At 58.8% G+C, this 22994-nt stretch carries 23 protein-coding genes; 13 read left to right on the top strand and 10 right to left on the bottom strand.

The genetic code is table 11. The features are described 5' to 3' along the window. Positions 1-17 precede the first annotated feature (17 nt). The 5 genes from ACR6AS_RS17620 to ACR6AS_RS17600 are packed head-to-tail and all read left to right on the top strand — an operon-like array spanning position 18 to position 4253. Positions 18-1292, top strand: a complete 1275-nt coding sequence (locus ACR6AS_RS17620; RefSeq protein ID WP_293773509.1) for an ATP-grasp domain-containing protein — start codon at positions 18-20, stop codon at positions 1290-1292. Further along, the gene (locus ACR6AS_RS17615; protein ID WP_418799396.1) at positions 1280-1987 is read left to right on the top strand and encodes a class II glutamine amidotransferase; all 708 of its coding nucleotides are present in this window, start codon (positions 1280-1282) and stop codon (positions 1985-1987) included. Before ACR6AS_RS17620 ends, ACR6AS_RS17615 begins: the two co-directional genes overlap by 13 nt. 5 nt (positions 1988-1992) lie before the next feature. Then, on the top strand, positions 1993-2793 hold the full coding sequence (locus ACR6AS_RS17610) for a 2OG-Fe(II)-dependent halogenase WelO5 family protein (RefSeq protein ID WP_418799394.1): 801 nt from the start codon (positions 1993-1995) through the stop codon (positions 2791-2793). A gap of 29 nt (positions 2794-2822) precedes the next feature. Beyond that, positions 2823-3323, top strand: a complete 501-nt coding sequence (locus ACR6AS_RS17605) for a YbaK/EbsC family protein (RefSeq protein ID WP_418799392.1) — start codon at positions 2823-2825, stop codon at positions 3321-3323. A 21-nt stretch (positions 3324-3344) separates the two neighbouring features. Further along, positions 3345-4253 (top strand): EamA family transporter, encoded by a 909-nt coding sequence (locus ACR6AS_RS17600; RefSeq protein WP_111141051.1) that lies wholly within the window; start codon positions 3345-3347, stop codon positions 4251-4253. Positions 4254-4373: 120 nt separating this feature from the next. Here the strand turns inward: ACR6AS_RS17600 and ibpA are convergent, their stop codons facing one another. After that, a complete protein-coding gene (ibpA, locus tag ACR6AS_RS17595; protein WP_009088277.1) occupies positions 4374-4790 on the bottom strand; it encodes a small heat shock chaperone IbpA in 417 nt (138 codons plus the stop codon). Positions 4791-5080: 290 nt separating this feature from the next. On the opposite strand from ibpA, the gene ACR6AS_RS17590 reads away from it, so the two are divergent. Then, positions 5081-5449: a YceK/YidQ family lipoprotein gene (locus ACR6AS_RS17590; protein WP_293773496.1), complete on the top strand. Its 369-nt coding sequence runs from the start codon at positions 5081-5083 to the stop codon at positions 5447-5449. Here ACR6AS_RS17590 and ACR6AS_RS17585 read toward each other — a convergent pair. The 7 genes from ACR6AS_RS17585 to dnaA form a co-directional block, all read right to left on the bottom strand. Then, the gene (locus ACR6AS_RS17585; protein ID WP_111141089.1) at positions 5424-6683 is read right to left on the bottom strand and encodes a YidR family protein; all 1260 of its coding nucleotides are present in this window, start codon (positions 6681-6683) and stop codon (positions 5424-5426) included. The two genes, ACR6AS_RS17590 and ACR6AS_RS17585, sit on opposite strands and share 26 nt — an antisense overlap. Before the next feature lie 116 nt (positions 6684-6799). Next, on the bottom strand, positions 6800-7609 hold the full coding sequence (gene yidA / locus ACR6AS_RS17580; RefSeq protein ID WP_367395952.1) for a sugar-phosphatase: 810 nt from the start codon (positions 7607-7609) through the stop codon (positions 6800-6802). 99 nt (positions 7610-7708) lie between these two features. Beyond that, positions 7709-8188: a NanQ anomerase/TabA/YiaL family protein gene (locus ACR6AS_RS17575; RefSeq protein WP_128086289.1), complete on the bottom strand. Its 480-nt coding sequence runs from the start codon at positions 8186-8188 to the stop codon at positions 7709-7711. Between the two features lie 193 nt (positions 8189-8381). Then, on the bottom strand, positions 8382-10790 hold the full coding sequence (gene gyrB, locus ACR6AS_RS17570; protein ID WP_111141690.1) for a DNA topoisomerase (ATP-hydrolyzing) subunit B: 2409 nt from the start codon (positions 10788-10790) through the stop codon (positions 8382-8384). A gap of 18 nt (positions 10791-10808) precedes the next feature. Next, positions 10809-11894, bottom strand: a complete 1086-nt coding sequence (gene recF / locus ACR6AS_RS17565; protein ID WP_434163289.1) for a DNA replication/repair protein RecF — start codon at positions 11892-11894, stop codon at positions 10809-10811. Between the two features lie 234 nt (positions 11895-12128). After that, positions 12129-13229 carry a DNA polymerase III subunit beta gene (gene dnaN / locus ACR6AS_RS17560; protein ID WP_111141694.1) on the bottom strand — a complete coding sequence of 367 codons (1101 nt, stop codon included), beginning with the start codon at positions 13227-13229 and terminating at the stop codon, positions 12129-12131. A 4-nt stretch (positions 13230-13233) separates the two neighbouring features. Next, positions 13234-14649: a chromosomal replication initiator protein DnaA gene (gene dnaA / locus ACR6AS_RS17555; RefSeq protein ID WP_293773483.1), complete on the bottom strand. Its 1416-nt coding sequence runs from the start codon at positions 14647-14649 to the stop codon at positions 13234-13236. 597 nt (positions 14650-15246) lie between these two features. Here dnaA and rpmH point away from each other — a divergent pair. The 6 genes from rpmH (at position 15247) to ACR6AS_RS17525 (ending at position 19916) form a co-directional block, all read left to right on the top strand. Continuing rightward, positions 15247-15387: a 50S ribosomal protein L34 gene (gene rpmH / locus ACR6AS_RS17550; protein ID WP_003849659.1), complete on the top strand. Its 141-nt coding sequence runs from the start codon at positions 15247-15249 to the stop codon at positions 15385-15387. A gap of 14 nt (positions 15388-15401) precedes the next feature. Further along, complete coding sequence (gene rnpA, locus ACR6AS_RS17545) at positions 15402-15761, top strand: ribonuclease P protein component (RefSeq protein WP_111141698.1); 360 nt, start codon at positions 15402-15404, stop codon at positions 15759-15761. Further along, complete coding sequence (yidD, locus tag ACR6AS_RS17540) at positions 15725-15982, top strand: membrane protein insertion efficiency factor YidD (protein ID WP_008926397.1); 258 nt, start codon at positions 15725-15727, stop codon at positions 15980-15982. Before rnpA ends, yidD begins: the two co-directional genes overlap by 37 nt. A gap of 2 nt (positions 15983-15984) precedes the next feature. Then, on the top strand, positions 15985-17631 hold the full coding sequence (gene yidC, locus ACR6AS_RS17535; RefSeq protein WP_111141700.1) for a membrane protein insertase YidC: 1647 nt from the start codon (positions 15985-15987) through the stop codon (positions 17629-17631). Positions 17632-17719: 88 nt separating this feature from the next. Then, positions 17720-19084: a tRNA uridine-5-carboxymethylaminomethyl(34) synthesis GTPase MnmE gene (gene mnmE, locus ACR6AS_RS17530; RefSeq protein WP_111141702.1), complete on the top strand. Its 1365-nt coding sequence runs from the start codon at positions 17720-17722 to the stop codon at positions 19082-19084. A 241-nt stretch (positions 19085-19325) separates the two neighbouring features. Further along, positions 19326-19916 (top strand): malonic semialdehyde reductase, encoded by a 591-nt coding sequence (locus ACR6AS_RS17525; protein WP_418799381.1) that lies wholly within the window; start codon positions 19326-19328, stop codon positions 19914-19916. A 60-nt stretch (positions 19917-19976) separates the two neighbouring features. Here ACR6AS_RS17525 and ACR6AS_RS17520 read toward each other — a convergent pair whose 3' ends face one another. Beyond that, a complete protein-coding gene (locus tag ACR6AS_RS17520) occupies positions 19977-20444 on the bottom strand; it encodes a 2TM domain-containing protein (RefSeq protein ID WP_418799380.1) in 468 nt (155 codons plus the stop codon). 310 nt (positions 20445-20754) lie between these two features. Between ACR6AS_RS17520 and ACR6AS_RS17515 the strand changes: the two genes are divergently transcribed. Further along, positions 20755-21504 carry a 4'-phosphopantetheinyl transferase family protein gene (locus ACR6AS_RS17515; protein WP_367395954.1) on the top strand — a complete coding sequence of 250 codons (750 nt, stop codon included), beginning with the start codon at positions 20755-20757 and terminating at the stop codon, positions 21502-21504. A 37-nt stretch (positions 21505-21541) separates the two neighbouring features. On the opposite strand, the gene ACR6AS_RS17510 is transcribed toward ACR6AS_RS17515, so the two are convergent. After that, positions 21542-22855, bottom strand: coding sequence for an NCS2 family permease (locus ACR6AS_RS17510; RefSeq protein WP_434163285.1), 1314 nt, complete (start codon positions 22853-22855; stop codon positions 21542-21544). Positions 22856-22994 lie beyond the last annotated feature (139 nt).

The following is a 22994-nucleotide window of genomic DNA, read 5'->3' as shown; positions in this document are numbered from 1 at the left end:
CCCGGTAAGGCAAGGCGATGAAGAAGATTTTCCTGCAAATTGGCGCCACCCGCGACGGACTTAACCCCTGGTGTGCGGTGGCGAAGCGCGACGGGTACGTTACCGTGCTGGCGGAGATGGGCGACTTTATTGATTACCAGTCGATTAGCCTGGCGCTGCCGTTTGATCTGATCATTCGCCTCGACCGCCCTGAAAACCCGTGGGAGGTGATGCAGGCCTGTCTGCACGCCGGTTTACTGGTGCATCCGACGGTGGTGCTGGCGGGCTTTGAAGCCTATAACACCAGTGCCGGACGGCTGCGTGAGATGCTGGCCGGGCCGGACGCGCCCGCCGCCTTTATCCCGCTGGATAAATATGCGCAACGTATGGCGCTGAAAAAAGCCTGGCCGCGCTTCCCGCAGCCGGAGTTCCGCTTTTTCGCCTCGCCGCTCAGCATTCTGGAGGCCGGGCAGGCGCTGATCTATCCCTGCGTGGTGAAACCGGTGGATGGCGGCGGGGGGCTGGGTATCTGGCTGATCGAGCACGCGGGCCAGCTGCACAGCGTGGTGCAGAAGCTGGTGCAGACCATGAACTACGGCGGGCGCGGCTTCAGCGGCTTTATCGTGGAAAGCGCGCTGACGGGCACGGAGTTTTCGCTGCAGGGCGTGGTGCATCAGGGCGCGCCTCAGGCGCTGACCTGCTGTCAGAAAGTGATTGAGCAGCCGCGGGATGTGGAGGGCTGCGTCAGCTTCTGTGAGTCGGGGCATGTGGCGATGGCGGCCACGGCCCTGCCTGCGTCGTTCATCAGCCTGATGCGCTTCTGCTGTGAAACCTTTGGCTACCGTCAGGGCGCGTTTCACATCGATTTTATCGTGGTCAACGGCGTACCCCATTTTCTGGAGATGGGGTTCCGGCTCTCTGGCATGGGGGTGGCCGCGCTGGTGCAGGCGGTGACGGGCGTCAACTGGGCGGAGATCGCTTTCCGGCTGGAGGCGGGCGGCACGTTGCCCCGCTTTGCGTTTGCCGGCTCCGGCGCGGTCGGTCAGCTGCGGTTACGGCAACCGGCGCAGCTGCAGGCGGCCGAACGCTGGATCGACGACCATCAGCAGGGCGCGCTGCTGCCCGTCCTCAGATTGCCTGCGTTGCAGGTTTCGCCCCGTTCATCGCTCTATGCCGATCTGACCCGCCATGCGGGCATTCTGGCAACGTTCAGCCTCTCCGCAACCTCGCGGGAACCCATTATGACCACGTTTCAGCAGATCGTTGACGCTCAGCCCGTCAGCGCAGGGAGAGACAAAGTATGTGCAGGATGATTATGGCGCACGGCCGGTTCGACAGCGCGCAGATTCTGGAGGCGGCGCGCGCCATGAGCTGTGGCGAAAGTGCCGATCACGATGGCCCGATAAAGTCGCACCCCAACGGCTGGGGCTGCCTGTGGCTCGACGCGGGGGAGATCCGCACCCTGCACGGCACCGGCCCGTTCGCCGACGCGCTGCCGGGGATTGATGTGGATCGCCTGCGCAGCCGGTTTCTGGCGGTGCATGTCCGCCACGCCACGCTGAGTAAAAATCAGGGAATGGCGTTTTCTCATCCGCTGTGGCGCAACAGCGGCGGACATCAGTGGTACATGATGCATAACGGTTTTCTGCCGACGATCTATCGCCACCTCGGCCTGGCGGCGTCGCGCTTCGATTCGGAAGAGTATCTGCATTATCTGGTGGACGCGATCACGCCCGCCGATTTCACCCGCGACTATCTGCGCGCAAAGATGGCGCAGGTTGAGCCGGGCGGCAGCGCGGGCAATGCCATTTTCGTTACCCGCGACAAAGCCTGGGCGTGGCAGTGGTATCCGCACGACACGCCCTGGCCCGACTATTTTACGATGCACTTTCAGCAGCAGGAGGATTGCACGCTGATCGCCTCTGAACCCGTAGTGATACCTGGCAGCGTCGGTAACTGGCGGCGAATGAACAATCATGAACTCTATGAGATACCGTTTAGGGAGTGATAAAGATGGCAATTTTCAATCAGTTCCGCGTGATTAATCCCAACATGTTTGTGGAATCAACCTGGCTGGATGACATCGTGACCGCCAGGGTGCCGCTGCTGGTGCTGCGCAATTTTCTGACCCCTGCGGTGCGTGAGGCGGTGGTGGCTGACCTGCAGCAGTGCCGGGAGAAGATCCGGGTTTCCCACTATCCCAACGGCGCGCTGACCACGCTTGGCCCCTTTCTGGCACGCCACACCGCCGCCCCCGATAACTACTTTACCGAACTGCGCGATATCCGGCCGTCACTGCCCGCCTCGCTGGAGACGCTGCGTGAGCAAATCTACCGCTGGGTTGAGCATGCGCTGCGGCTGGAAAGCCTGCGCGTCGCCCATGAGCCGGGGAAAGGGGACTACGCCGGTTCTATCGTCCGTTTTCACGCCGATGGCGTCGCGAACCCGCTGCATAACGACAATATCGTGCGCGATGCGGCCGCCACCTCGCTGGCGGTGACGAACATCCTGCATCAGCTCAGCTGCGTGGTCTGCCTGCAGGAATGCAGTGCGGGCGGAGCGCTGCGCATCTTCAACAAAAAGTGGGCGCCGGAGGATGAGCAGTTCAAGACGGCCGGTGAGCTGGGGTATCGCCGCGGGGTGATCGAAAACAGCGAAATTTGCGAATTTTCGCCGCGCAATGGCGATATTTATCTGTTTAATCCCGCTTTTTATCATGAGATCGATCGGGTCGACGGGGACACCCGCATCACGATGGGGTTCTTTTTCGGGCTGACCGACAAAAAGATGAAACACGCTATCGCCTGGAGCTAAGCCGGGCTGTGCCAGAAGAGGAGAAGGGAATGACGACGTTTGAAAAAATTACTGCGCTGCTGGATCAGCATCAGGCCAGCTACCGGGTGGTAGAACATGCGGCGGTCGGGCAGACCGACCAGATCAGCGCGATACGCGGCAATGCGCTAAGCCAGGCGGCCAAGGCGATGGTGCTGGAGGTCGTGATGCCCGACGGTGCGCCATCGCGTCCGTTGCTGGCGATTGTGCCGGGCGACTGCCGGATCAATTTTAAAAGCGCGGCGCGCGCCATCGGCGGTAAAAAATCCTCTTTTGCCGATCCGGCAGAGGCGCAGGTGCTGACCGGCTGTGTGATGGGGGCGGTGCCGCCCTTTAGTTTTGATGACCGGCTGGCGCTGCGGGTGGATACGCGGCTGCAGCAGGCCGGTACGCTGTGGTTTAACGCGGGCGAGCTGGAGAGATCGATCGCGCTGGCGGTGGATGACTATTTTCGCATCGTGGGGGAGGCGTGCTGCGCTGATATCGCCACCCCGATCGCGATTACTGCCTGAGGGCGGAACAAGGAGTTTATGATGTCGGTTAAAGATATGTTGTTAGCGCTGTGCGTGGTGGTGGCGTGGGGCGTGAATTTTGTGGTGATCAAGCTGGGGCTGCAGGGCATGCCACCTTTCCTGCTGGCCGGATTGCGTTTCACTCTGGTCGCGTTTCCCGCCATTTTCTTTGTGCGCCGTCCGCCGATCCCGCTGCGCTGGCTGGTGGTTTACGGGATGACCATCAGTTTTGGTCAGTTTGCCTTTCTGTTTCTGGCGATTCAGCTCGGCATGCCCGCCGGGCTGGCCTCGCTGGTGCTGCAGGCGCAGGCCTTTTTTACGCTGCTGCTGGGGGCGCTGCTGCTGGCGGAGAAACTGCGCTGGAATCACATCACCGGCATTATCATCGCCACGCTGGGGATGTTTATGCTGGCAACGTCAGGCATGGCCGGGCGGGTCAGCGCCGGGATTACGCTGACCACGATGATGCTGACGCTGTCGGCGGCGCTCTCCTGGGGGCTGGGCAACATCACCAATAAGATCATTATGCGGAACCGCAGCGTGCCGATCATGTCGCTGGTGGTCTGGAGCGCGCTGGTGCCGATCCTGCCTTTCTTTGCCTGCTCGCTGCTGTTTGATGGTCAGGCCGCGATCGTGGATAGCCTGCTGCATATCGACCTGCAGACCGTGCTGGCGCTCTGCTATCTGGCGTTTATTGCGACCGTGGTGGGCTACGCCATCTGGGGAAACCTACTGAGTCGCTACGAAACCTGGCGCGTTGCGCCGCTGTCGCTACTGGTGCCGGTGGTGGGGATCGTTACCGCGGCGCTGGTGCTGGATGAGCACCTCTCCGGGCAGCAGATGCTGGGGGCGCTGGTGATTATTCTGGGGCTGCTGATCAACGTATTTGGTGGCGTGCTGGGGCAGCGTCTGGCGATGCGAACGCAGTAGTCAGTTAACTATCGCCGCGGCGTCAACCCTCTGGGGCATGGCGTACAGGCCCCGCGCCCGCTGACATAAAAAAAACGCCGCTAACGCGGCGTTTTTCATCGTGCTCTCTGACTCACACGATTACTTCAGAATCTCAATACGGCGTGGTTTCGCCTCTTCCGGCACCAGACGTTCAAGGTCGATGCTCAGCAGACCATTTTCGAGACGGGCGTCGCGGACCACGATGTGGTCGGCGAGCTGGAATTTGCGCTCGAAGTTGCGTTCGGCAATGCCCTGATACAGGTATTTGCGCTCGGCCTGCTCTTCAGGATGAGCACCCCGCACCGTCAGCACGTTATCGTGCGCCGTGATATCCAGTTCGCTCTGAGAAAAACCGGCCACCGCAATCGTGATGCGATAGTGGTTTTCATCGACCAGTTCTACGTTATAAGGAGGATAGCCGCCGTTGCTCTGATTCTGGTTAGATTCGAGCAGGTTAAACAGGCGATCAAAACCGATAGCAGAGCGATAAAGTGGGGTGAGATCAAAATTACGCATATTAAGACTCCTGAAATTCAGCAAGTTTTGGCAACCTTCCACTATTGGACAGGCTGGATACGGCACCTCATCCTCCCTTACGGCAACGATGAGTGCGTCCGTACACTAAAAATGGGTATCAGAAGGGGATTTTCAAGAGGGCAAAACGCAATTTTTTTCGCCAATCTGAGGAAATGACATACACTCAGGATTACTTTTGCCAGACCCGAACGGACTTCGCCCCAGAGTGTTGACGTTGTCTGGCAGGCCAACTCAGCCAGGCTTCTGCCATGACTGAAGGGATGATGATAATGAAATTGTTGAAGACCTTACCTCTGGCTGGAATGATTTGCTGCACAATGGCGACAACCGGCTGCTCCAGCATGATGTCTCACACCGGTGCCAGTCAGGGCTACTATCCGGGCACCCGCGCCAGCGCCGGTATGCTGACTGACGATCAGACCAGCTGGGCGCTGAAGCCGCTGGCGTTAATCGATCTGCCTTTCTCTGCCGTGCTGGATACGCTGCTGCTGCCGTGGGACTACTATCGCAGCGACAGAGATAAAACGCTCGACTCGCCGCGGGAACGCATCCTGCAGAGTGAAAGGCTGGCGCACACTCAGGAGAGCCTGGCGCAGGCGCAGCCGATGCCCGCTATGGCGTCTCAGCCGCAACCGTAAAGAGCTGACGCCAGCCCGCAACCTCGCGCATAAAGGCAATCTGACAGCCGTCCGGTGACCAGACCACCGCGTCCCCTGACGGCGCATCCTCCGTGCGGGGTGTCAGCCGCTGACACGCGCCGCTCTCCACATCACATCGCATGACACTGTTATCACAGATAAAGGCGATCGCCTCTCCGTCTGGATGCCAGCTGAAAGCGGACTGGATGCTGTGGCTGAGACGGGTGATCTGTCGCGGCTCGCCGCCCTGGGGTGACACCGTCCAGAGCTGAATAGTCTGCCCGGCATCCGCCATCAGAAACGCAATCTGGCGACCATCGGGCGCAGAACGCAGCCAGTGGCGCGGCTGCAACGCGACGCCTCTGCTGTGCGTCAGACGGCGCTGCTGAACACCGGCCGGTGGCGCAGGCAACTGCTGGCTGCTGCCCTCCAGCGGCTGCTCGCCGGGACGGGCGTAATCCTCCAGCGCCTCAGGCAGATCGACAATAAAGATTTCAGGGCACTTTTCGCCCTGCGCCGTCAGCGTGTCGCCAATAAAGGCGATGGCCCAGCGCTGCCAGCTGCCATCCGCTTTCTGATAGCCCCGTTCGCCGATCCAGCACTCTTCATAGGCCCGGTTAATCTGATCGCTGCCGGGTTCCGGGTCCGCCTGCGTCTGGCTGACCAGCAGGCAGAAATAGCTGCCGTCATATTCGCGCGGATGCTGTTTTTCGGGCCTCACGGCGCGCAGCGGCACGGCGATGCCAACGTTGCGCAGATCGAGACGACGGTCCCGCTCATGCATCACATGGTCATTGTAGGTAAAGCTCAGGCGCGAACCGTCCGGGCTGAAGACGTGGACATGCGAGCCGCCGCGCAAGGCGCCGGGCGTGAAGGGTGGCGTGATATCGCAGGCATCCAGATTGATCGCCGCGCCGTTCTGCACGATGACGCCACGCCGGTGGTGGAAGTCATACTGCCAGCTGGCATCGGGATGTTCGGGGCCGTGAATGCAGACGTAGCGCGGCGGCAGATCCGGGCTGACGGTCACCACCCCGACGTGGGCTCCGTGCTGCGCCCGGTAGAGCACCTCCACCTCCCCGGTCATCACATTGACGCGCTCGATGGTCTGGCTGGTAAATGACGCGCCAGAGGGACGCACGTCAAAGGCCAGCCACTGGCTGTCGGCTGTCCAGACATTGATATTGGTGAGCTGGTGCTGACGGGCAGCAAAGGTGATCTGTTTTTCTGACATGATGAAACCCGCGGAGAAAGAGTTGCCCGACAAATTACGCGATTCTGTTTTGCGGTGCAGCTTTTTTACCGGATTCAAAAGGCCGGGCGCGCGTGGCCCGGCAGAGCGCAGGGGCGTTAGAGCACCAGCTCTTCAATGGCATGCGCAACGCCATCTTCCATATTGGTTCGGGTAATAAACTGGGCGATCTGTTTGACCGAATCGATGGCATTGCCCATTGCGACGCCCGTTCCGGCGTACTCGATCATCGCCAGGTCATTCTCCTGATCGCCAATCGCCATCACCTCTTCCTGCTTCAGGCCGAGTTTTTCTGCCAGCATTCTGACGCCCTGACCTTTGTTCACCCGACGGTCGAGGATTTCGAGGTAATAGGGGGCGCTCTTCAGGATGGTGTAGGTCTGCTTAGCCTGTTCAGGCAGGCGGGCAATCGCCGCATCGAGCAGGGCAGGTCGATCGATCATCATTAATTTCGGGAAGCGCATGGCCCGATCCATCTCCTCCACGGCGCGATAGCGCACCGGAATACCGGTCAGGCTCGCCTCGTGGATGGTGAATTCACTGATGTCTTTGTTGGGGGTGTAGAGATGGGATTTATCGAACGCCTGAAAATGGACGCCAAGTTCACGCGCCAGCTTCTCAACGTAGAGATAGTCGTCAAAGGTCAGGGTCACTTCCGCCACGCAGTCGCCATTTTCAGCCTGATGAACCAGCGCACCGTTGTTGCTGATCGCGTACTGGCCGGGCACCTGCATATCCAGCTCCATCAGATAGCGCTGGATGCCGACAAACGGCCGGCCCGTGGTCAGCACAATCGCCACCCCCTTCTCACGGGCGCGATCCAGGGCAGATTTCACCCCTGGCGTGATCTCATGTTGCGGATTGAGCAGGGTGCCATCCATGTCGATAGCGATCAATTTAATAGCCATAGAGTCCTCGTTGCGTCTGGGTTTTACTCAATGCTAGCGCGATTCAGCGCACATTGACCAGTTTCATGGCAGGCGGGAACGGCACCCTGGTCGCCAGGGTCAGGCGGTAAAGAGATCGCGATGGATTTTAATCACCGCTTTTCGGATAGTTGCCGGTTCGCCAGGCGCGCAGCAGGGGCGGTGAATGTCGTGCGGGAAGAAGAGGGCGAACATGCCGGGCATCAGCGTAATCACCGACTCGTTCAGCGTCTTCTGGTAAAACACCACGTCGCGCTGCCGGGCAAAATCTTCGGTGATCTGTTGATCGGGGTGGGCGCGGGCTACCCCGATGTTCTCGGTGCCTGCCAGCAGATACTGGATATCGATGTAGTTAAAGTGCGACTCCGCACGGCGCGCGCTGGCCGGTTCGGTCATCATCTCCTGCACCAGACAGAACATTTTGTCGTCGGGCAGGATCGCATATTTCCCGGTTTCCAGCTGGCTGAAATCTGTGCCGGCAATCCAGCTTATCGCCTGATCAACGACCGGATGAAAGGCGTGACGTTCTCTGTCCCAGTCGTGACGATCGCAAACAATCATGGTGTAACTCCCTGTTATGAAGTGTGCGCCGGAAGAGCGCAAAGAGAGGCAAGAGTAAGGGAGCTGACCAGGTTAAAACGTGATCGGGATCGCAGCGCGCAGGCGGCGGGGCGGGCGCATCCGGGTTTCCGCCCGTATGGCACAAAAAAAAGGCCATCACCAGAGTGATGGCCTGTGCGACAGGGGCTGTCGGTTAAATGTCGATGTTGGCCGCTTTCAGCGCATTCTCTTCGATGAAGGCGCGGCGCGGTTCAACCGCATCGCCCATCAGGGTCGTGAAGAGCTGGTCGGCACCGATCGCATCTTTAATGGTGACGCGCAGCATACGGCGGCTGTCGGGATCCATGGTGGTTTCCCACAGCTGATCCGGGTTCATCTCGCCCAGACCTTTATAGCGCTGAACGGAGAGACCGCGACGCGACTCTTTAACCAGCCACTCGATCGCCTGTTCGAAGCTCGCCACCGGCTGACGACGTTCGCCACGCTCAATGTACGCATCTTCTTCCAGCAGACCGCGCAGTTTGCTGCCCAGAGCGCAGATTTTGCGGTATTCCGGGCCCTGGATGAACTCGGCGTCCAGCGGATAGTCGGTATCCACGCCGTGAGTACGCACGCGCAGTACCGGCTCAAACAGGTTCTGTTCGCGGTTTTCACGCACCTGGGCCAGCCAGGTGCTGCCGTGGGCTTCGCGCTCGGTCAGATAGCTCACCAGACCGTTCAGCCAGGTGGTGACTTCCGCTTCGTTGCCCAGATCGCCCAGCGTGTCGTGATAAATCAGCGCACGCAGCATCGCTACCGGATAACGGCGTTCCATCCGCTTGATCATCTTCTGGGTGCTGTTGAATTCAGACACCAGCGACTCCAGCGGCTCGCCGCCCAGGGCTGGCGCGCTGGCATTGGTGTGCAGCGTCGCCCCATCCAGCGCGATAGCGATCTGATACTGATCCATCGCCTCATCATCTTTGATGTACTGCTCCTGCTTGCCTTTCTTCACTTTGTAGAGCGGCGGCTGAGCGATATAGACGTGGCCACGCTCGATGATCTCCGGCATCTGACGATAGAAGAAGGTCAGCAGCAGGGTACGGATGTGTGAACCATCGACGTCGGCATCGGTCATGATGATGATGCTGTGATAGCGCAGCTTGTCCGGGTTGTACTCGTCGCGACCGATGCCGCAACCCAGTGCGGTGATCAGCGTAGCGACTTCCTGTGACGCGAGCATCTTGTCGAAACGCGCTTTCTCGACGTTCAGGATCTTACCTTTCAGCGGCAGAATCGCCTGGTTCTTACGGTTACGGCCCTGTTTGGCCGAGCCGCCTGCGGAGTCACCCTCCACCAGGTAGATTTCAGAGAGCGCCGGGTCGCGCTCCTGGCAATCCGCCAGCTTGCCTGGCAGACCGGCCAGATCCAGCGCGCCCTTACGGCGGGTCATTTCACGGGCGCGACGCGCCGCTTCACGGGCACGGGCGGCGTCGATGATTTTGCCGACCACAATCTTGGCGTCTGCCGGATTTTCCAGCAGGTATTCGGCCAGCAGTTCGTTCATCTGCTGTTCAACGGCCGATTTCACCTCGGACGAGACCAGCTTATCTTTGGTCTGTGAGGAGAATTTCGGATCCGGCACTTTCACCGAAACCACGGCGATCAGACCTTCACGGGCGTCGTCGCCGGTGGCGCTGACTTTGGCTTTCTTGCTGTATCCCTCTTTATCCATGTAGGCATTCAGGGTACGGGTCATCGCCGCACGGAAACCGGCCAGGTGCGTACCGCCGTCGCGCTGTGGAATGTTGTTGGTGAAGCAGTAGATATTTTCCTGGAAGCCGTCGTTCCACTGCAGCGCCACTTCCACGCCGATGCCATCTTTCTCGTTAGAGAAATAGAACACGGTCGGGTGGATCGGGGTTTTGTTCTTGTTGAGATACTCAACGAACGCCTTGATGCCGCCTTCGTAGTGGAAGTGATCGCTTTTGCCATCACGCTTATCTTCCAGACGGATCGACACGCCCGAGTTCAGGAACGAGAGTTCACGCAGGCGTTTTGCCAGAATGTCATACTCGAAGTCGCGGACGTTGGTAAAGGTTTCGTAGCTTGGCCAGAAACGCACGCGGGTACCGGTTAAATCGGTATCACCGGTGATCGCCAGCGGGGCCTCAGGGACGCCGTGGACGTAGATCTGCTGGTGCACTTTGCCTTCGCGACGGATAGTCAGCTCCAGCTTCTGCGACAGGGCGTTAACGACGGAGACACCCACGCCGTGCAGGCCGCCGGACACTTTATAGGAGTTGTCGTCGAACTTACCGCCCGCATGCAGCACGGTCATGATCACTTCCGCGGCGGAAACGCCCTCTTCTTCGTGAATGCCGGTAGGAATGCCGCGTCCATCATCCTGCACCGAAACGGAGTTATCCGCATGGATGGTGACCACAATGTCACTACAGTGACCAGCGAGCGCTTCGTCGATTGCGTTATCCACGACCTCGAATACCATGTGATGCAGACCGGTACCGTCATCGGTATCGCCGATATACATGCCCGGGCGTTTGCGTACCGCATCAAGCCCTTTCAGGACTTTAATACTTGAGGAGTCATAAGAATTCGACATCAACGTTTCTCGCTCATTTTAATCTTCAGGTTGAACCGCTATTTTACCCTGTTCCACGCGGAACATCTTGCCCTTTTCGTCGCTCATGTCGATTACATGTCCGGCCGAAATGGCGCTGACAAAGACCTGAGCCCGGGTGGCTTTTAACCGCTCCGCCAGCAGGCGTCGGCGGCTTTCATCCAGCTCAGAAGCAAAGTCATCAATGAGGTAAATACAGCGGCGTCCGCTCTGGCTTGTCAGGAACTCGCCCTGTGCCAGACGCAATGCACACATGAGCAGTTTTAACTGCCCGCGTGAGAGTAAATCTTCTACCGGCGTCCCTTCAGCCCGGATACGGAAATCGGCCTTATGCGGGCCGCTGGCGGTATAGGTCAGCGCGCGATCGCGCTCGAAGTTACGTTCCAGCAGTTCGCCATAGTCGCTCTCCTTATCCCAGCCGCGCTGGAAAGAGAAGCGCAGCTCAAATTCCGGCAGGAACTGGCTGCAGGTGGCAGTGATCTCCGCCGAAATGGCCGCGCTGTATTCTGCGCGCCACTGGCTGATCAGTTCCGCCAGCGGAACCAGCTCCTGATCCCAGGGGCGGATCTGACTGTAGCGTGAGACCTGGCGCAGCGCGGCGTTTCGCTGCTTGAGCAGACGACGCAGATTGTTCCAGGCGTTAAAAAAACCGGGCGTGTTGTGAAAACAGCCCCAGTCGACATAGGCTCTGCGGTATTTGGGGCCGCCATTGAGCAGACTGAAGCCTTCCGGCGTAATCAGCTGCATCGGCAGCAGCTGCGCCAGCTCCGCGACCTTGTGACCATCGCTGCCATCAATGCGCACCTTGCTGTCACCGGCGCGGTTTTTGGTCAGCCCGACTGAAATCTCCCGCTCTTTGCTCTCCAGCCGTCCGTGCAGCACGAACGCCGCCTCGTCGTGACGAATGACGCGGCCCGCCTGCAGGCTGCGAAACGACCGGCCATGCCCCAGCGTATGAATGGCTTCTAACACACTGGTTTTACCGCTGCCGTTGACCCCAACCAGAAAGTTAAAGCCCGGCGCCAGCTGCAGGTCAGCCTGCTCGATATTACGAAAATCTTTGATAAGAAGGCGGGTTAAAGCCATGAATCAGTCCAGCGTGAAGGGCAGTGATCGGGATGAAATGAGCTTTGCCTTGTCACATTCCAGGACGTCGATGCCGGGGCAGGGTTTGCCCGGTATCGACGTCACCAGGTCGACAGCGTCGCCGTGATGTTGCGCCCCGCCAGCACACCGCCACCGGCGCGTACTGACGTACGTGAGGATGACGAACACTGCCGGGGCACAACACAGGAAGTAAGCCAGGCCGACAGATACCACCTACAGGCGCATGGGCATCACGACATAGGCTGCGGCGGGACTCGCCACATCCTCAATCTGCACGCTCGACACGGAGTCGGTCAGCAGCAGACGGACGTTTTCGCACTTCAGCGCGTTCAGCACATCCAGCACGTAACTGACGTTAAAGCCGATTTCCAGTTCGGTGCCGTTGTAGCTGACATCCAGCATCTCTTCCGCTTCTTCCTGTTCAGGGTTATTTGCGGTGATCTTCAGCTGATTTTCGGTGATATAGAGGCGAACGCCACGGAACTTCTCGTTGGAGAGGATCGCAGCACGCGCAAAAGCCTGCTTAAGCAGATCGCAGCCCGCTTCCAGCGCTTTGTCCGGATTTTTCGGCAATACGCGGCGATAATCGGGGAAGCGGCCATCTACCAGTTTGGAGGTAAAGATATAGTCGCCGACGTGCGCCCGGATATTGCTGCCGCCAATCTGCACCTGCAGCGGCGTCTCGCCGCCATCCAGCAGTCGCAGCAGTTCAATCACCCCTTTGCGCGGCACAATGACGGAGTGGCTCGGCAGCGCCTGGCCAATCGGCATTGAGCAGACGGCCAGACGGTGACCGTCGGTCGCCACGGTACGCAGCTCTTCCCCTTCGGTTTCAAACATCATGCCGTTGAGGTAGTAACGCACATCCTGATGCGCCATTGAGAACTGGGTCGCTTCGATCAGCCGTTTCAGCGTTGCCTGTGGCAGGGTAAATTCCACCTCGCTCTGCCAGTCGTCCAGATTCGGGAAGTCACTGGCGGGCAGCGTCGACAGGGAAAAACGGCTGCGGCCAGAACGCACCAGCATACGATCGCCTTCCAGCGCCAGCGTAATTTCTGCGCCATCCGGCAATCCGCGACAGATATCCAGGAATTTCCGGGCCGGAACGGTGGTGGCACCCGGTTCGTGCGCCTGGGTCAGCGCCACGCGCGCGACCATTTCCATTTCCAGATCGGTACCGGTCAGCAACAGCGAACCTTCAGTGACCTGCAGCAGCAGGTTGCCGAGGATTGGCAGCGTCGGTCGACCACCCAGTGGGCCACTTACTTGTTGCAGCGGCTTCAGCAGCTGCTCACGTTCAACAATAAATTTCATAGCGTCAGGAAGATAATGTTCTGATGAGATTAGAGAAATCTTCTTTGATATCGTGGCTCTCTTCACGCAGCTGCTCAATTTTGCGGCAGGCATGAAGCACCGTTGTGTGGTCGCGACCCCCAAAAGCATCGCCAATTTCTGGCAGGCTGTGGTTCGTCAACTCTTTCGCCATCGCCATCGCCATCTGGCGCGGACGTGCTACCGAGCGCGAACGGCGCTTGGAGAGCAGATCCGCCACCTTGATTTTGTAATACTCGGCGACCGTCTTCTGAATATTATCAATGGTGACCAGCTTTTCCTGCAGCGCCAGCAGATCGCGCAGCGCCTCACGCACGAAGTCGATGGTGATTGCCCGGCCGGTAAAGTTGGCATTGGCAATCACGCGATTCAGCGCCCCTTCCAGTTCACGCACGTTAGAGCGCAGACGTTTGGCAATAAAGAAGGCGACTTCGCCCGGCAGACGGATGTCATTCTCATCCGCTTTTTTCATCAGGATTGCGACACGGGTTTCCAGCTCAGGCGGCTCAATCGCCACCGTTAATCCCCAGCCGAAACGCGATTTAAGGCGATCTTCGACGCCGTTGATCTCTTTAGGATAGCGATCCGATGTCAGGATGATCTGCTGGTTGCCCTCTAATAAGGCATTAAAGGTGTGGAAGAACTCTTCCTGCGAACGCTCTTTATTCGCAAAGAACTGAATATCATCGATCAGCAGCGCATCCACAGAGCGGTAGTAGCGTTTAAACTCTTCGATCGCATTGTTCTGCAGGGCTTTGACCATATCCTGCACAAAACGCTCGGAGTGCATATACACCACTTTGGCGTTGGGTTTGCGGGCAATAATGCCGTTGCCCACTGCATGGAGCAGGTGCGTTTTACCGAGACCGGTGCCGCCATAAAGGAACAGCGGGTTGTAAGCGCCGCCGGGATTATCCGCCACCTGACGTGCCGCCGCGCGCGCCAGCTGGTTGGATTTACCCTCGACGAAGTTATCGAAGTTATGACGGTTATTCACATTTGAGCGATACGTGACGTCGGCCGGAGCCGGAACGTTATCCCAGCTGGGACGCACGATCTGCGCCGGAGCCGGACGAACGTGGCTCTGCACCGGCATGACGGGCGTGCTGACGTTCGCCATGACCGGCTGGCTCACCGCAGCCGCAGGTTGCTGAACCGGACGTGTGCCGACTTCAAAACGCAGCGTCGGCACATTAGGCCCACAGAATTCATTCAGCAGGGCATTGATGCTGTTAAGGTATTTGTCCCGAACCCAGTCGAGTACGAAGCGATTTGGAGCATACAAGGCAAGCGTATTGTCGTTTAACTCAGCCTGGAGTGGACGGATCCACATGCTGAATTCGGTGGCAGGAAGCTCATCCTGCAAACGGGCAAGACACTGTTGCCAAAGCGTAAGTGACACGGCGGACTCCACTCGTACAAATTCGAAAAGAATAGTAGGCGTTACTCTAAGAAACGTTCATTTTTGACACAGACACTAAGAAAGCGCCTGCGACCGCTATCAGCGGTTTTCCATCCTGCAATCTCGGGAGGATCGTCAGCGGAAGGGCGGATCATAGCGCAAAGCGAGGCAGAGATCTTCCCTTTCTACACAGTTTTGATCGTTTTTATCCACAGGCCGGAAGCACGCAGGGAAGTTTACGCCAGTTGCGGGAAAAACCCCCAGGGATCTGGCGCAATCCGTGAAAAATTCGGGCGGCGTCTCATTTTATCCCCAGGATCCCCGCAGACGATCGCAATAAGATCCCGTGCGATCCTTGCGCTTTAGTGCGGACCCCGTATAATTCTCCACCCGACATTGCGCCCTGCGGTGAAATGTTGGAACTCAGCGGGCTGTAAGCGGGTTTTCAGGTACCGTTGCACGCGAAGTAAATTGACTCGGGACTGTACAATTATTACAATCCCGCCTCTTTATTAAAGACACATTGAGGCGTCGGTCGATTTACTGGCCCGAAACGCGTCACCCAGTGAAAATTTTCAAGTTTAGGTAGAAACCGCCATGAAACGCACTTTTCAACCGTCCGTACTGAAGCGCAACCGTTCACACGGTTTCCGTGCTCGTATGGCAACAAAAAATGGTCGTCAGGTTCTGGCACGTCGTCGTGCTAAAGGCCGCTCTCGTCTGACCGTTTCTAAGTAATAAAGCAAGCCCTGATGGGTAAGCTCGCATTTCCCAGGGAGTTACGTTTGTTAACTCCCACTCATTTCACTTTCGTCTTCCAGCAGCCACAACGGGCTGGCACGCCGCAAATCACTATTCTCGGCCGCCTTAACGCGCTGGGGCATCCCCGCATCGGTCTCACCGTCGCTAAAAAACATGTTAAACGCGCGCATGAACGCAACCGGATCAAGCGATTGACCCGCGAAAGCTTTCGCCTGCGTCAGCATGAACTGCCGTCGATGGACTTCGTGGTCGTCGCGAAGAAGGGGGTTGCCGATCTGGATAACCGTATGCTGACGGAAGCGTTGGAGAAATTATGGCGTCGTCACTGTCGCCTGGCGCGCGGCTCCTGATCGTCCTGATACGCGTCTATCAACGCGGTATCAGTCCATTACTGGGACCACACTGTCGGTTTCATCCTACCTGCTCTCATTATGGAATTGAGGCGTTACGCAGGTTTGGCCTGATAAAAGGCAGTTGGTTGACATTAAAACGCGTATTAAAATGCCACCCCTTGAACCCGGGTGGTGACGATCCTGTGCCGCCAAAAACCTTTGATACCAGAGAACATTAACGATGGATTCGCAACGCAATCTCTTTCTCATCGCTTTTCTGTTCGTGTCCTTTATGATCTGGCAAGCCTGGCAGACGGACCACGCTCCGCAGCCACAGCAGACGCAGACCACACAAGGCACCAACAGCGTAGCGGGTGATACCGCCAGTCAGGGTGTACCGGCCAGCGGTCAGGGCCAGACGATCACCGTTAAGACTGATGTCCTGTCATTGAATATCAACACCCGCGGCGGTGATGTTGAGCAGGCTCAACTGCTGACGTTCCCGGACAAACTGGGTTCTGATCAGCCGTTCCAGCTGCTTGAAACGACGCCAGCGTTTGTTTACCAGGCACAGAGCGGATTAACCGGTCGTAACGGCCCGGATAACCCGAACAACGGCGCGCGTCCGCTGTTCACTGCCGCGCAGGATCATTTCGAGATGGCCGATGGCCAGTCCGAACTGCGTGTGCCGATGACCTTTACCGCTGAAAATGGCGTGGTTTACACCAAAACCTTCATCTTCAAGCGTGGCGAATATGCCGTTAATGTCGATTATCATGTCAACAACACCACTCAGCAGCCGCTGGAAGTGTCCCTGTTTGGCCAGCTGAAGCAGACCATCGATCTGCCTAAGCATCGCGATACCGGCAGCAACAACTTTGCTCTGCACACCTTCCGTGGCGCGGCTTACTCCACCAGCGATTCGAAATATGAGAAGTACAAATTCGACACCATCGCGGATAACGAGAACCTGAGCGCGACGACCAGCAATGGCTGGGTAGCGATGCTGCAGCAGTACTTTGCCACGGCCTGGGTGCCGCGTACCGACGGCACTAACACGCTTTACACCAGCAACCTGGGTAATGGCGTTGCGGCGATTGGCTACAAATCTGCACCGGTCACCATTGCCGCAGGCGCACAGCAGAATCTGGGTGCAACGCTGTGGGTTGGCCCGGAAATTCAGGATAAGATGGCCGCGATTGCGCCACACCTTGACCTGACCGTCGATTACGGCTGGTTGTGGTTTATCTCTCAGCCGCTGTTCAAGCTGCTGAAATTTATCCACAGCTTCATCGGTAACTGGGGCTTCTCCATTATCGTCATCACCTTCATCGTGCGTGGCATCATGTACCCGCTGACCAAAGCGCAGTACACCTCGATGGCCAAGATGCGTATGCTGCAGCCAAAAATTCAGGCTATGCGTGAGCGTCTGGGGGATGACAAGCAGAAGCAGAGCCAGGAAATGATGGCCCTGTATAAAGCAGAGAAAGTGAATCCGCTGGGTGGCTGTCTGCCGCTGGTGATTCAGATGCCCATCTTCCTGGCGCTCTACTATATGCTGTCAGGCTCGGTTGAACTGCGTCATGCGCCATTTGTTCTCTGGATCCATGACCTGTCAGCGCAGGACCCGTACTACATCCTGCCGATTCTGATGGGTATCACCATGTTCTTCATTCAGAAGATGTCACCGACCACCGTGACCGATCCGATGCAGCAGAAGATCATGACCTACATGCCGGTGATCTTTACCGTCTTCTTCCTGTGGTTCCCGTCAGGTCTGGTGCTGTACTACATCGTCAGCAACCTGGTGACCATTCTCCAGCAGCAGCTGATCTACCGCGGCCTGGAAAAACGTGGTCTGCACAGCCGCGACAAGAAGAAAGCGTAAGCCCTCGCGGGCACTGTCCCGCGCGGAAAAAGTCTAATCTCAGGCGGTCAAAGCGACCGCCTGTGTTTTTTGTAGCGAGAGAAAATTTATGAGCCACAGCGATACTATTGTTGCCCAGGCAACGCCGCCCGGACGTGGCGGCGTAGGCATTCTGCGCGTTTCCGGCGCGCAGGCGGCAGAGGTCGCCCGTCAGCTGCTGGGCAAGCTGCCGAAGCCGCGATATGCCGACTATCTGCCTTTTACTGACAGCGACGGCAGCGTGCTGGATCAGGGCATCGCGCTGTGGTTCCCCGGTCCGAACTCCTTTACCGGCGAAGATGTGCTGGAGCTGCAGGGCCACGGCGGCCCGGTGATCCTCGATCTGCTGCTGAAGCGCATCGTGGCGCTGCCGGGCGTACGTATCGCCCAGCCGGGTGAGTTTTCGGAGCGGGCGTTTCTGAATGACAAGCTCGACCTGGCGCAGGCCGAGGCGATTGCCGATCTGATCGATGCCAGTTCTGAGCAGGCGGCCCGTTCGGCGGTGAACTCGCTGCAGGGCGTCTTCTCCACGCGGGTTAACGCCCTCGTGGAGGCGCTGACTCATCTGCGGATCTATGTCGAAGCGGCCATCGACTTCCCCGATGAGGAGATCGACTTCCTCTCTGACGGCAAAATCGAAGCGCAGCTGAACAGCGTAATCGACGACCTGGATGCCGTCCGTGCCGAAGCGCGTCAGGGCAGCCTGCTGCGTGAAGGGATGAAGGTGGTGATAGCGGGGCGGCCTAACGCGGGCAAATCGAGCCTGCTGAATGCGCTGGCAGGCCGTGACGCCGCGATCGTCACAGACATTGCGGGCACCACCCGTGACGTCCTGCGCGAGCATATTCATATCGACGGTATGCCGCTGCACATCATCGACACCGCCGGTCTGCGCGAAGCCAGCGACGAAGTGGAGCGTATCGGGATTGAGCGCGCCTGGCAGGAGATCGAACAGGCGGACCGCGTGCTGTTTATGGTGGACGGCACGACGACCGACGCCACCGAAGCGGCGGCTATCTGGCCCGATTTCATCTCCCGCCTGCCGCCGGCACTGCCGGTGACCGTGGTTCGCAACAAGGCGGATGTCACCGGTGAGCCTCTCGGCCTGACCGAAATCAACGGCCACGCGCTGATTCGCCTCTCGGCGCGCACCAGCGAGGGTGTTGAGGCGTTGCGTGATCACCTCAAGCAGAGCATGGGCTTCGCCGGTAACATGGAAGGGGGCTTCCTGGCGCGCCGTCGTCATCTGCAGGCACTGGAACTGGCGGCGACGCACCTGGATCAGGGCAGAGCGCAGCTGCTGGGTGCCCGGGCCGGTGAGCTGCTGGCGGAAGAGCTGCGCGTGGCGCAGCAGGCGCTGAGCGAGATCACCGGCGAGTTCACCTCCGACGATCTGCTGGGCCGCATCTTCTCCAGCTTCTGTATCGGTAAATAATCCCCTGGCCTGACGGCGTCCGCCGTCAGGCCCGTTGCTGTCCCGGTTATTCCCGCTTCTGCCCCATTCTTGCTGATATGTTATTTGGCGGCGGCTCTGCGTTGTCGTATAACGGTAGAGGCGCCGATCTGCGGGGCGGCCAGAGCGTGCCGCGCGTTGTCCCGTTCCGCATCCGGCCGGAAGCAGACCCACTATGTGAACATTCCTGGCCGAACCTTTTGCCAGAAGAAAGGAGAGTTGCATGAGTACACCGCTCGACAATGCCGCACTGGATACCCTGTTCCACGACGCCCGCACCCACAGTTACTGGCAGGACAAGCCGGTCGACCACGCGCTGCTGGAACAGCTTTACGATCTGACGGTGCTGGGCCCGACCTCGGCGAACTGCCTGCCCGCGCGTTTTGTTTTTGTGACCTCGGCGGAGGGCAAAGAGAAGCTGAAACCGGCCCTCTCTTCCGGCAATCTGGATAAGACCCTGAGCGCGCCCGTGACGGTGATTGTGGCCTGGGACCGCGAATTCTATGAGCAGCTGCCCGCGCTCTTCCCGCATGCGGATGCGCGCAGCTGGTTTACCGGCAGCCCGGAAGCGGCGAAAGAGACCGCCTTCCGCAACAGCAGCCTGCAGGCGGGTTACCTGATCCTCGCAGCCCGTTCGCTGGGTCTGGATGCCGGTCCGATGTCCGGTTTCAACCCGGAAAAAATCAACGAGGCGTTTTTCCCGGATGGCCAGTATCAGGTTAACCTGCTGATTAACCTGGGCTACGGCGAGGCGTCGAAACTGCATCCGCGCCTGCCGCGCCTGAGCTTCGAACAGGCAAGCCGCTTCGCCTGATGCTGATCGCGTCGCGATTCAGTCGCGACGCAAATGGCCTGCCTGAACCGATCGTGGTGCTCAGCGGCGCAGCATCTTCTGCAGGCGTTTTTGCTGCCAGCGCTGCATCGCGTCATGAAAAACAAAGGTCCGTATCGCCCGGACGACCAGCAGCGCCCCCCAGATCGCCGCCACCCAGAGTGACCAGTGCGTTGCCGGTGCTGTCATCCGGTTCAGAACGAACAGCAGCCCGCACACCACTACCGCCACGATCAGCGAACGGTAAAAGCGCGCTTCATCGGCGATCCTGCTGCGAGCTTCAGTAATCCGCTGGTCCAGCGCCTGATCCTCGCCGTTCTGTGGCCCGGTCAGATCACCGGCGCTCACCTCAAAGACGGCCGCCAGCGCACTCAGCGTTTCCAGACCTGGCTTTTCGCCATTCTCTATCCGCTGGACGGTGCGGGTACTCAGCCCCGCCATTTCTGCCAGCTGTTCCTGCGACCATGCCCGGGCCAGACGGTGTGCTTTAAATCTGTTGATGCTGCTCATGCGCGTTCTCCGTAATAACAGACAGGCAGAAAGTGTGCGGCAAAGTGCCCGGCAGCAACACGACCCGCACCCGACAGCGACCCGACAGCCGCATGACAGCAGGGCCCGCTGGCGGTCGGGCGGGTCAGTCTGGAAGAGGCAGCAATCCCGATTCTGCGGGCGGGTTGAATAAATGTACGCTCATGACCCCTTTCTGTCCCGCTCATCCTATTCCGAATTTATGCTTATCTGTATGTTGCCGGGTGCAATGCGTTAAGAAAATTCTTACAATGTCGCTGATGATTATCTGACCATTTTCACGGAGCGACAGATGGCTGGTCATTTTGTACGCTGGACGGGCGACCCCGCTTTTCCGGCTCATGATTTACGCATCCCCCAGGCAGTTACGGACACGGCTCAGCAGTTTGCTGACAAGCGGCGTGGGCGGTTTCTTGCCGCGCGAACCCTGCTGGCACAGCTGATGCTGCGGGTGTATGGCATTCAGGAGCTGCCGCGCCTGATTATCCAGAGCAACGGACGCCCGGTGTTTGCCGACAGCGATCTGCCCGATTTCAGCATCGCCTATACCGGTAATACGGTGGGGGTGCTGCTGGCGGAAGAGGGCGGACGGGCCGGTCTGGATATGGAGATTGTGCATGCGCGCAGCCGGCAGACGCAGGCGCAGCTGATTCAGGCATTAACCTCCGGCGAGCTGGCCTGGATCAACGCCCAGCAGGATGTCATGGAAGCGGTGACGCAGATCTGGACACTGCGGCAGAGCATTCTCAAGCTGACGGGTGAGGTGGATCGGGGGCTGGATTCGCTGCGCCTGCTGCCGGGTGCGGGGCGGCTGCGTTCGTCGCTCTATCCCGATATTCAGGTGGTATGTGATGCGGAGCCGATGCTGGTCTGGTCCTGTGCCCTGTCGTCGGCGACCCAGCGTCTGCATCTGTGGGAGATGGAGAGTGACTTTCAGTGGCGCGCCTTACGCGAAATTGAGATGGGAAAACCCAATATCGGGCCACATGCCCTGCGGCTGACCAGCCTGCCTGGTGAACGTAAGCTGCATCCTGAAATCTGAGCAGGCCACCACCCGCAGGTGGCGGCCATCCACAGCCTTAGTGCGCGTCGATAAAGACAATCTTCAGCACAAACAGCAGGGCGACGATCACCACGCAGGGGCTGATTTCACGCCAGCGCCCGGTGCCGACCTTCATGACGCAGTAAGCGATGAACCCCAGCGCGATGCCTTCGGTGATCGAAAAACTGAACGGCATCATGGCGGCGGTCACAAAGGCCGGAACGGCTTCCGTTAAGTCATCCCAGCGCACGCGTGACAGGCTGGCGGTCATCAATACCCCAACGTAGATCAGCGCGCCTGCTGCTGCGTAGCCCGGCACCATCGCGGCCAGCGGTGACAGGAAGGTCACCAGCAGAAACAGCAGGCCGGTCACTACCGCCATCAGGCCGGTACGTCCCCCGATCGCCACACCCGAAGAGCTTTCGATATAGGCGGTCACGGAGGAGGTACCAGCCAGCGCGCCACTTACCGAGCTGATGCTGTCGACATAAAGCGCCTGCTGCATCCGTGGAAAGGTGCCATTCTCGTCGGTCAGGCCCGCTTTGTCGGTGACGCCAATCAGCGTGCCGGAGGAGTCGAACAGGTTAACCAGCATAAAGGAGAAGATGACGCCCGCCATGCCGATGTTAAACGCGCCTTTGATATCCACCTGGCCGACCACGGAGGAGACAGAGGGCGGCGCGGAGAAGAGGCCAGCGAACTTCACGTCGCCCAGCATCCAGCCAATCGCGGTGGTGATCACCATTGAGATCAGCACCGCCGCGTGGATATTGCGCGACGCCAGAATAGCGATAATAAAGAAGCCCAGCGCACCCAGCAGCACGCTGTGGGAGGTCAGATTCCCCACCGCCACCAGAGTATCGGGGTTCGGGACGATGATACCGGCATTCTTCAGCCCCATCATGGCGATAAACAGGCCAATACCGGCGGTAATGCCGACGCGCAGGCTCAGCGGAATATTGGCGATCATCCAGTAGCGGATCCGCAGCAGCGTCAGGATCAGCAGGCCAACCGCACCCCAGAAGATCGCGCCCATGCCGACCTGCCACGAATAGCCCATCGCCCCGACCACCACAAAGGCGAAAAAGGCGTTCAGCCCCATCGCAGGTGCCAGCGCCACCGGCAGATTGGCAAATAGTCCCATCAGGATGCTGCCGAAGGCGGCAATCAGACAGGTGGTCACAAACACGGCCTGCGTATCCATACCGGCGACGCCGAGGATCTGCGGATTGACGAAGACGATATAGACCATCGTCAGAAAGGTGGTGATACCCGCGATCACTTCGGTACGCACCGTGGTGCCATGTTCCTGCAGCCTGAAGATGCGCTGCAAAACGCCTTGCTTGCTCATGCCATTCATCCGGAAGAAAAATTCATCGGCGCGTATCCTGGCGATTTTACCGGGGCAATACAATGATTTTTCGCAACCGATTGCCAGTCTCGCAATCTGCGCTGAGTGCGGTAGAGTGTGGAGCACACCCCTGAATCAA

Origin of the sequence: Pantoea phosphatilytica (genome assembly GCF_051025615.1) — a bacterium.
Classification (GTDB): domain Bacteria; phylum Pseudomonadota; class Gammaproteobacteria; order Enterobacterales; family Enterobacteriaceae; genus Pantoea.
This window is presented reverse-complemented; position numbering and strand designations above follow the sequence as displayed.

Bases quoted from the DNA above. Each gene is read 5' to 3' on its own strand.
- ACR6AS_RS17620 (WP_293773509.1), top strand. From the start codon at position 18: ATGAAGAAGATTTTCCTGCAAATTGGCGCCACCCGCGACGGACTTAAC.
- ACR6AS_RS17615 (WP_418799396.1), top strand. From the start codon at position 1,280: ATGTGCAGGATGATTATGGCGCACGGCCGGTTCGACAGCGCGCAGATT.
- ACR6AS_RS17610 (WP_418799394.1), top strand. From the start codon at position 1,993: ATGGCAATTTTCAATCAGTTCCGCGTGATTAATCCCAACATGTTTGTG.
- ACR6AS_RS17605 (WP_418799392.1), top strand. From the start codon at position 2,823: ATGACGACGTTTGAAAAAATTACTGCGCTGCTGGATCAGCATCAGGCC.
- ACR6AS_RS17600 (WP_111141051.1), top strand. From the start codon at position 3,345: ATGTCGGTTAAAGATATGTTGTTAGCGCTGTGCGTGGTGGTGGCGTGG.
- ibpA (WP_009088277.1), bottom strand. From the start codon at position 4,790: ATGCGTAATTTTGATCTCACCCCACTTTATCGCTCTGCTATCGGTTTT.
- ACR6AS_RS17590 (WP_293773496.1), top strand. From the start codon at position 5,081: ATGAAATTGTTGAAGACCTTACCTCTGGCTGGAATGATTTGCTGCACA.
- ACR6AS_RS17585 (WP_111141089.1), bottom strand. From the start codon at position 6,683: ATGTCAGAAAAACAGATCACCTTTGCTGCCCGTCAGCACCAGCTCACC.
- yidA (WP_367395952.1), bottom strand. From the start codon at position 7,609: ATGGCTATTAAATTGATCGCTATCGACATGGATGGCACCCTGCTCAAT.
- ACR6AS_RS17575 (WP_128086289.1), bottom strand. From the start codon at position 8,188: ATGATTGTTTGCGATCGTCACGACTGGGACAGAGAACGTCACGCCTTT.
- gyrB (WP_111141690.1), bottom strand. From the start codon at position 10,790: ATGTCGAATTCTTATGACTCCTCAAGTATTAAAGTCCTGAAAGGGCTT.
- recF (WP_434163289.1), bottom strand. From the start codon at position 11,894: ATGGCTTTAACCCGCCTTCTTATCAAAGATTTTCGTAATATCGAGCAG.
- dnaN (WP_111141694.1), bottom strand. From the start codon at position 13,229: ATGAAATTTATTGTTGAACGTGAGCAGCTGCTGAAGCCGCTGCAACAA.
- rpmH (WP_003849659.1), top strand. From the start codon at position 15,247: ATGAAACGCACTTTTCAACCGTCCGTACTGAAGCGCAACCGTTCACAC.
- rnpA (WP_111141698.1), top strand. From the start codon at position 15,402: ATGGGTAAGCTCGCATTTCCCAGGGAGTTACGTTTGTTAACTCCCACT.
- yidD (WP_008926397.1), top strand. From the start codon at position 15,725: ATGGCGTCGTCACTGTCGCCTGGCGCGCGGCTCCTGATCGTCCTGATA.
- yidC (WP_111141700.1), top strand. From the start codon at position 15,985: ATGGATTCGCAACGCAATCTCTTTCTCATCGCTTTTCTGTTCGTGTCC.
- mnmE (WP_111141702.1), top strand. From the start codon at position 17,720: ATGAGCCACAGCGATACTATTGTTGCCCAGGCAACGCCGCCCGGACGT.
- ACR6AS_RS17525 (WP_418799381.1), top strand. From the start codon at position 19,326: ATGAGTACACCGCTCGACAATGCCGCACTGGATACCCTGTTCCACGAC.
- ACR6AS_RS17520 (WP_418799380.1), bottom strand. From the start codon at position 20,444: ATGAGCAGCATCAACAGATTTAAAGCACACCGTCTGGCCCGGGCATGG.
- ACR6AS_RS17515 (WP_367395954.1), top strand. From the start codon at position 20,755: ATGGCTGGTCATTTTGTACGCTGGACGGGCGACCCCGCTTTTCCGGCT.
- ACR6AS_RS17510 (WP_434163285.1), bottom strand. From the start codon at position 22,855: ATGAGCAAGCAAGGCGTTTTGCAGCGCATCTTCAGGCTGCAGGAACAT.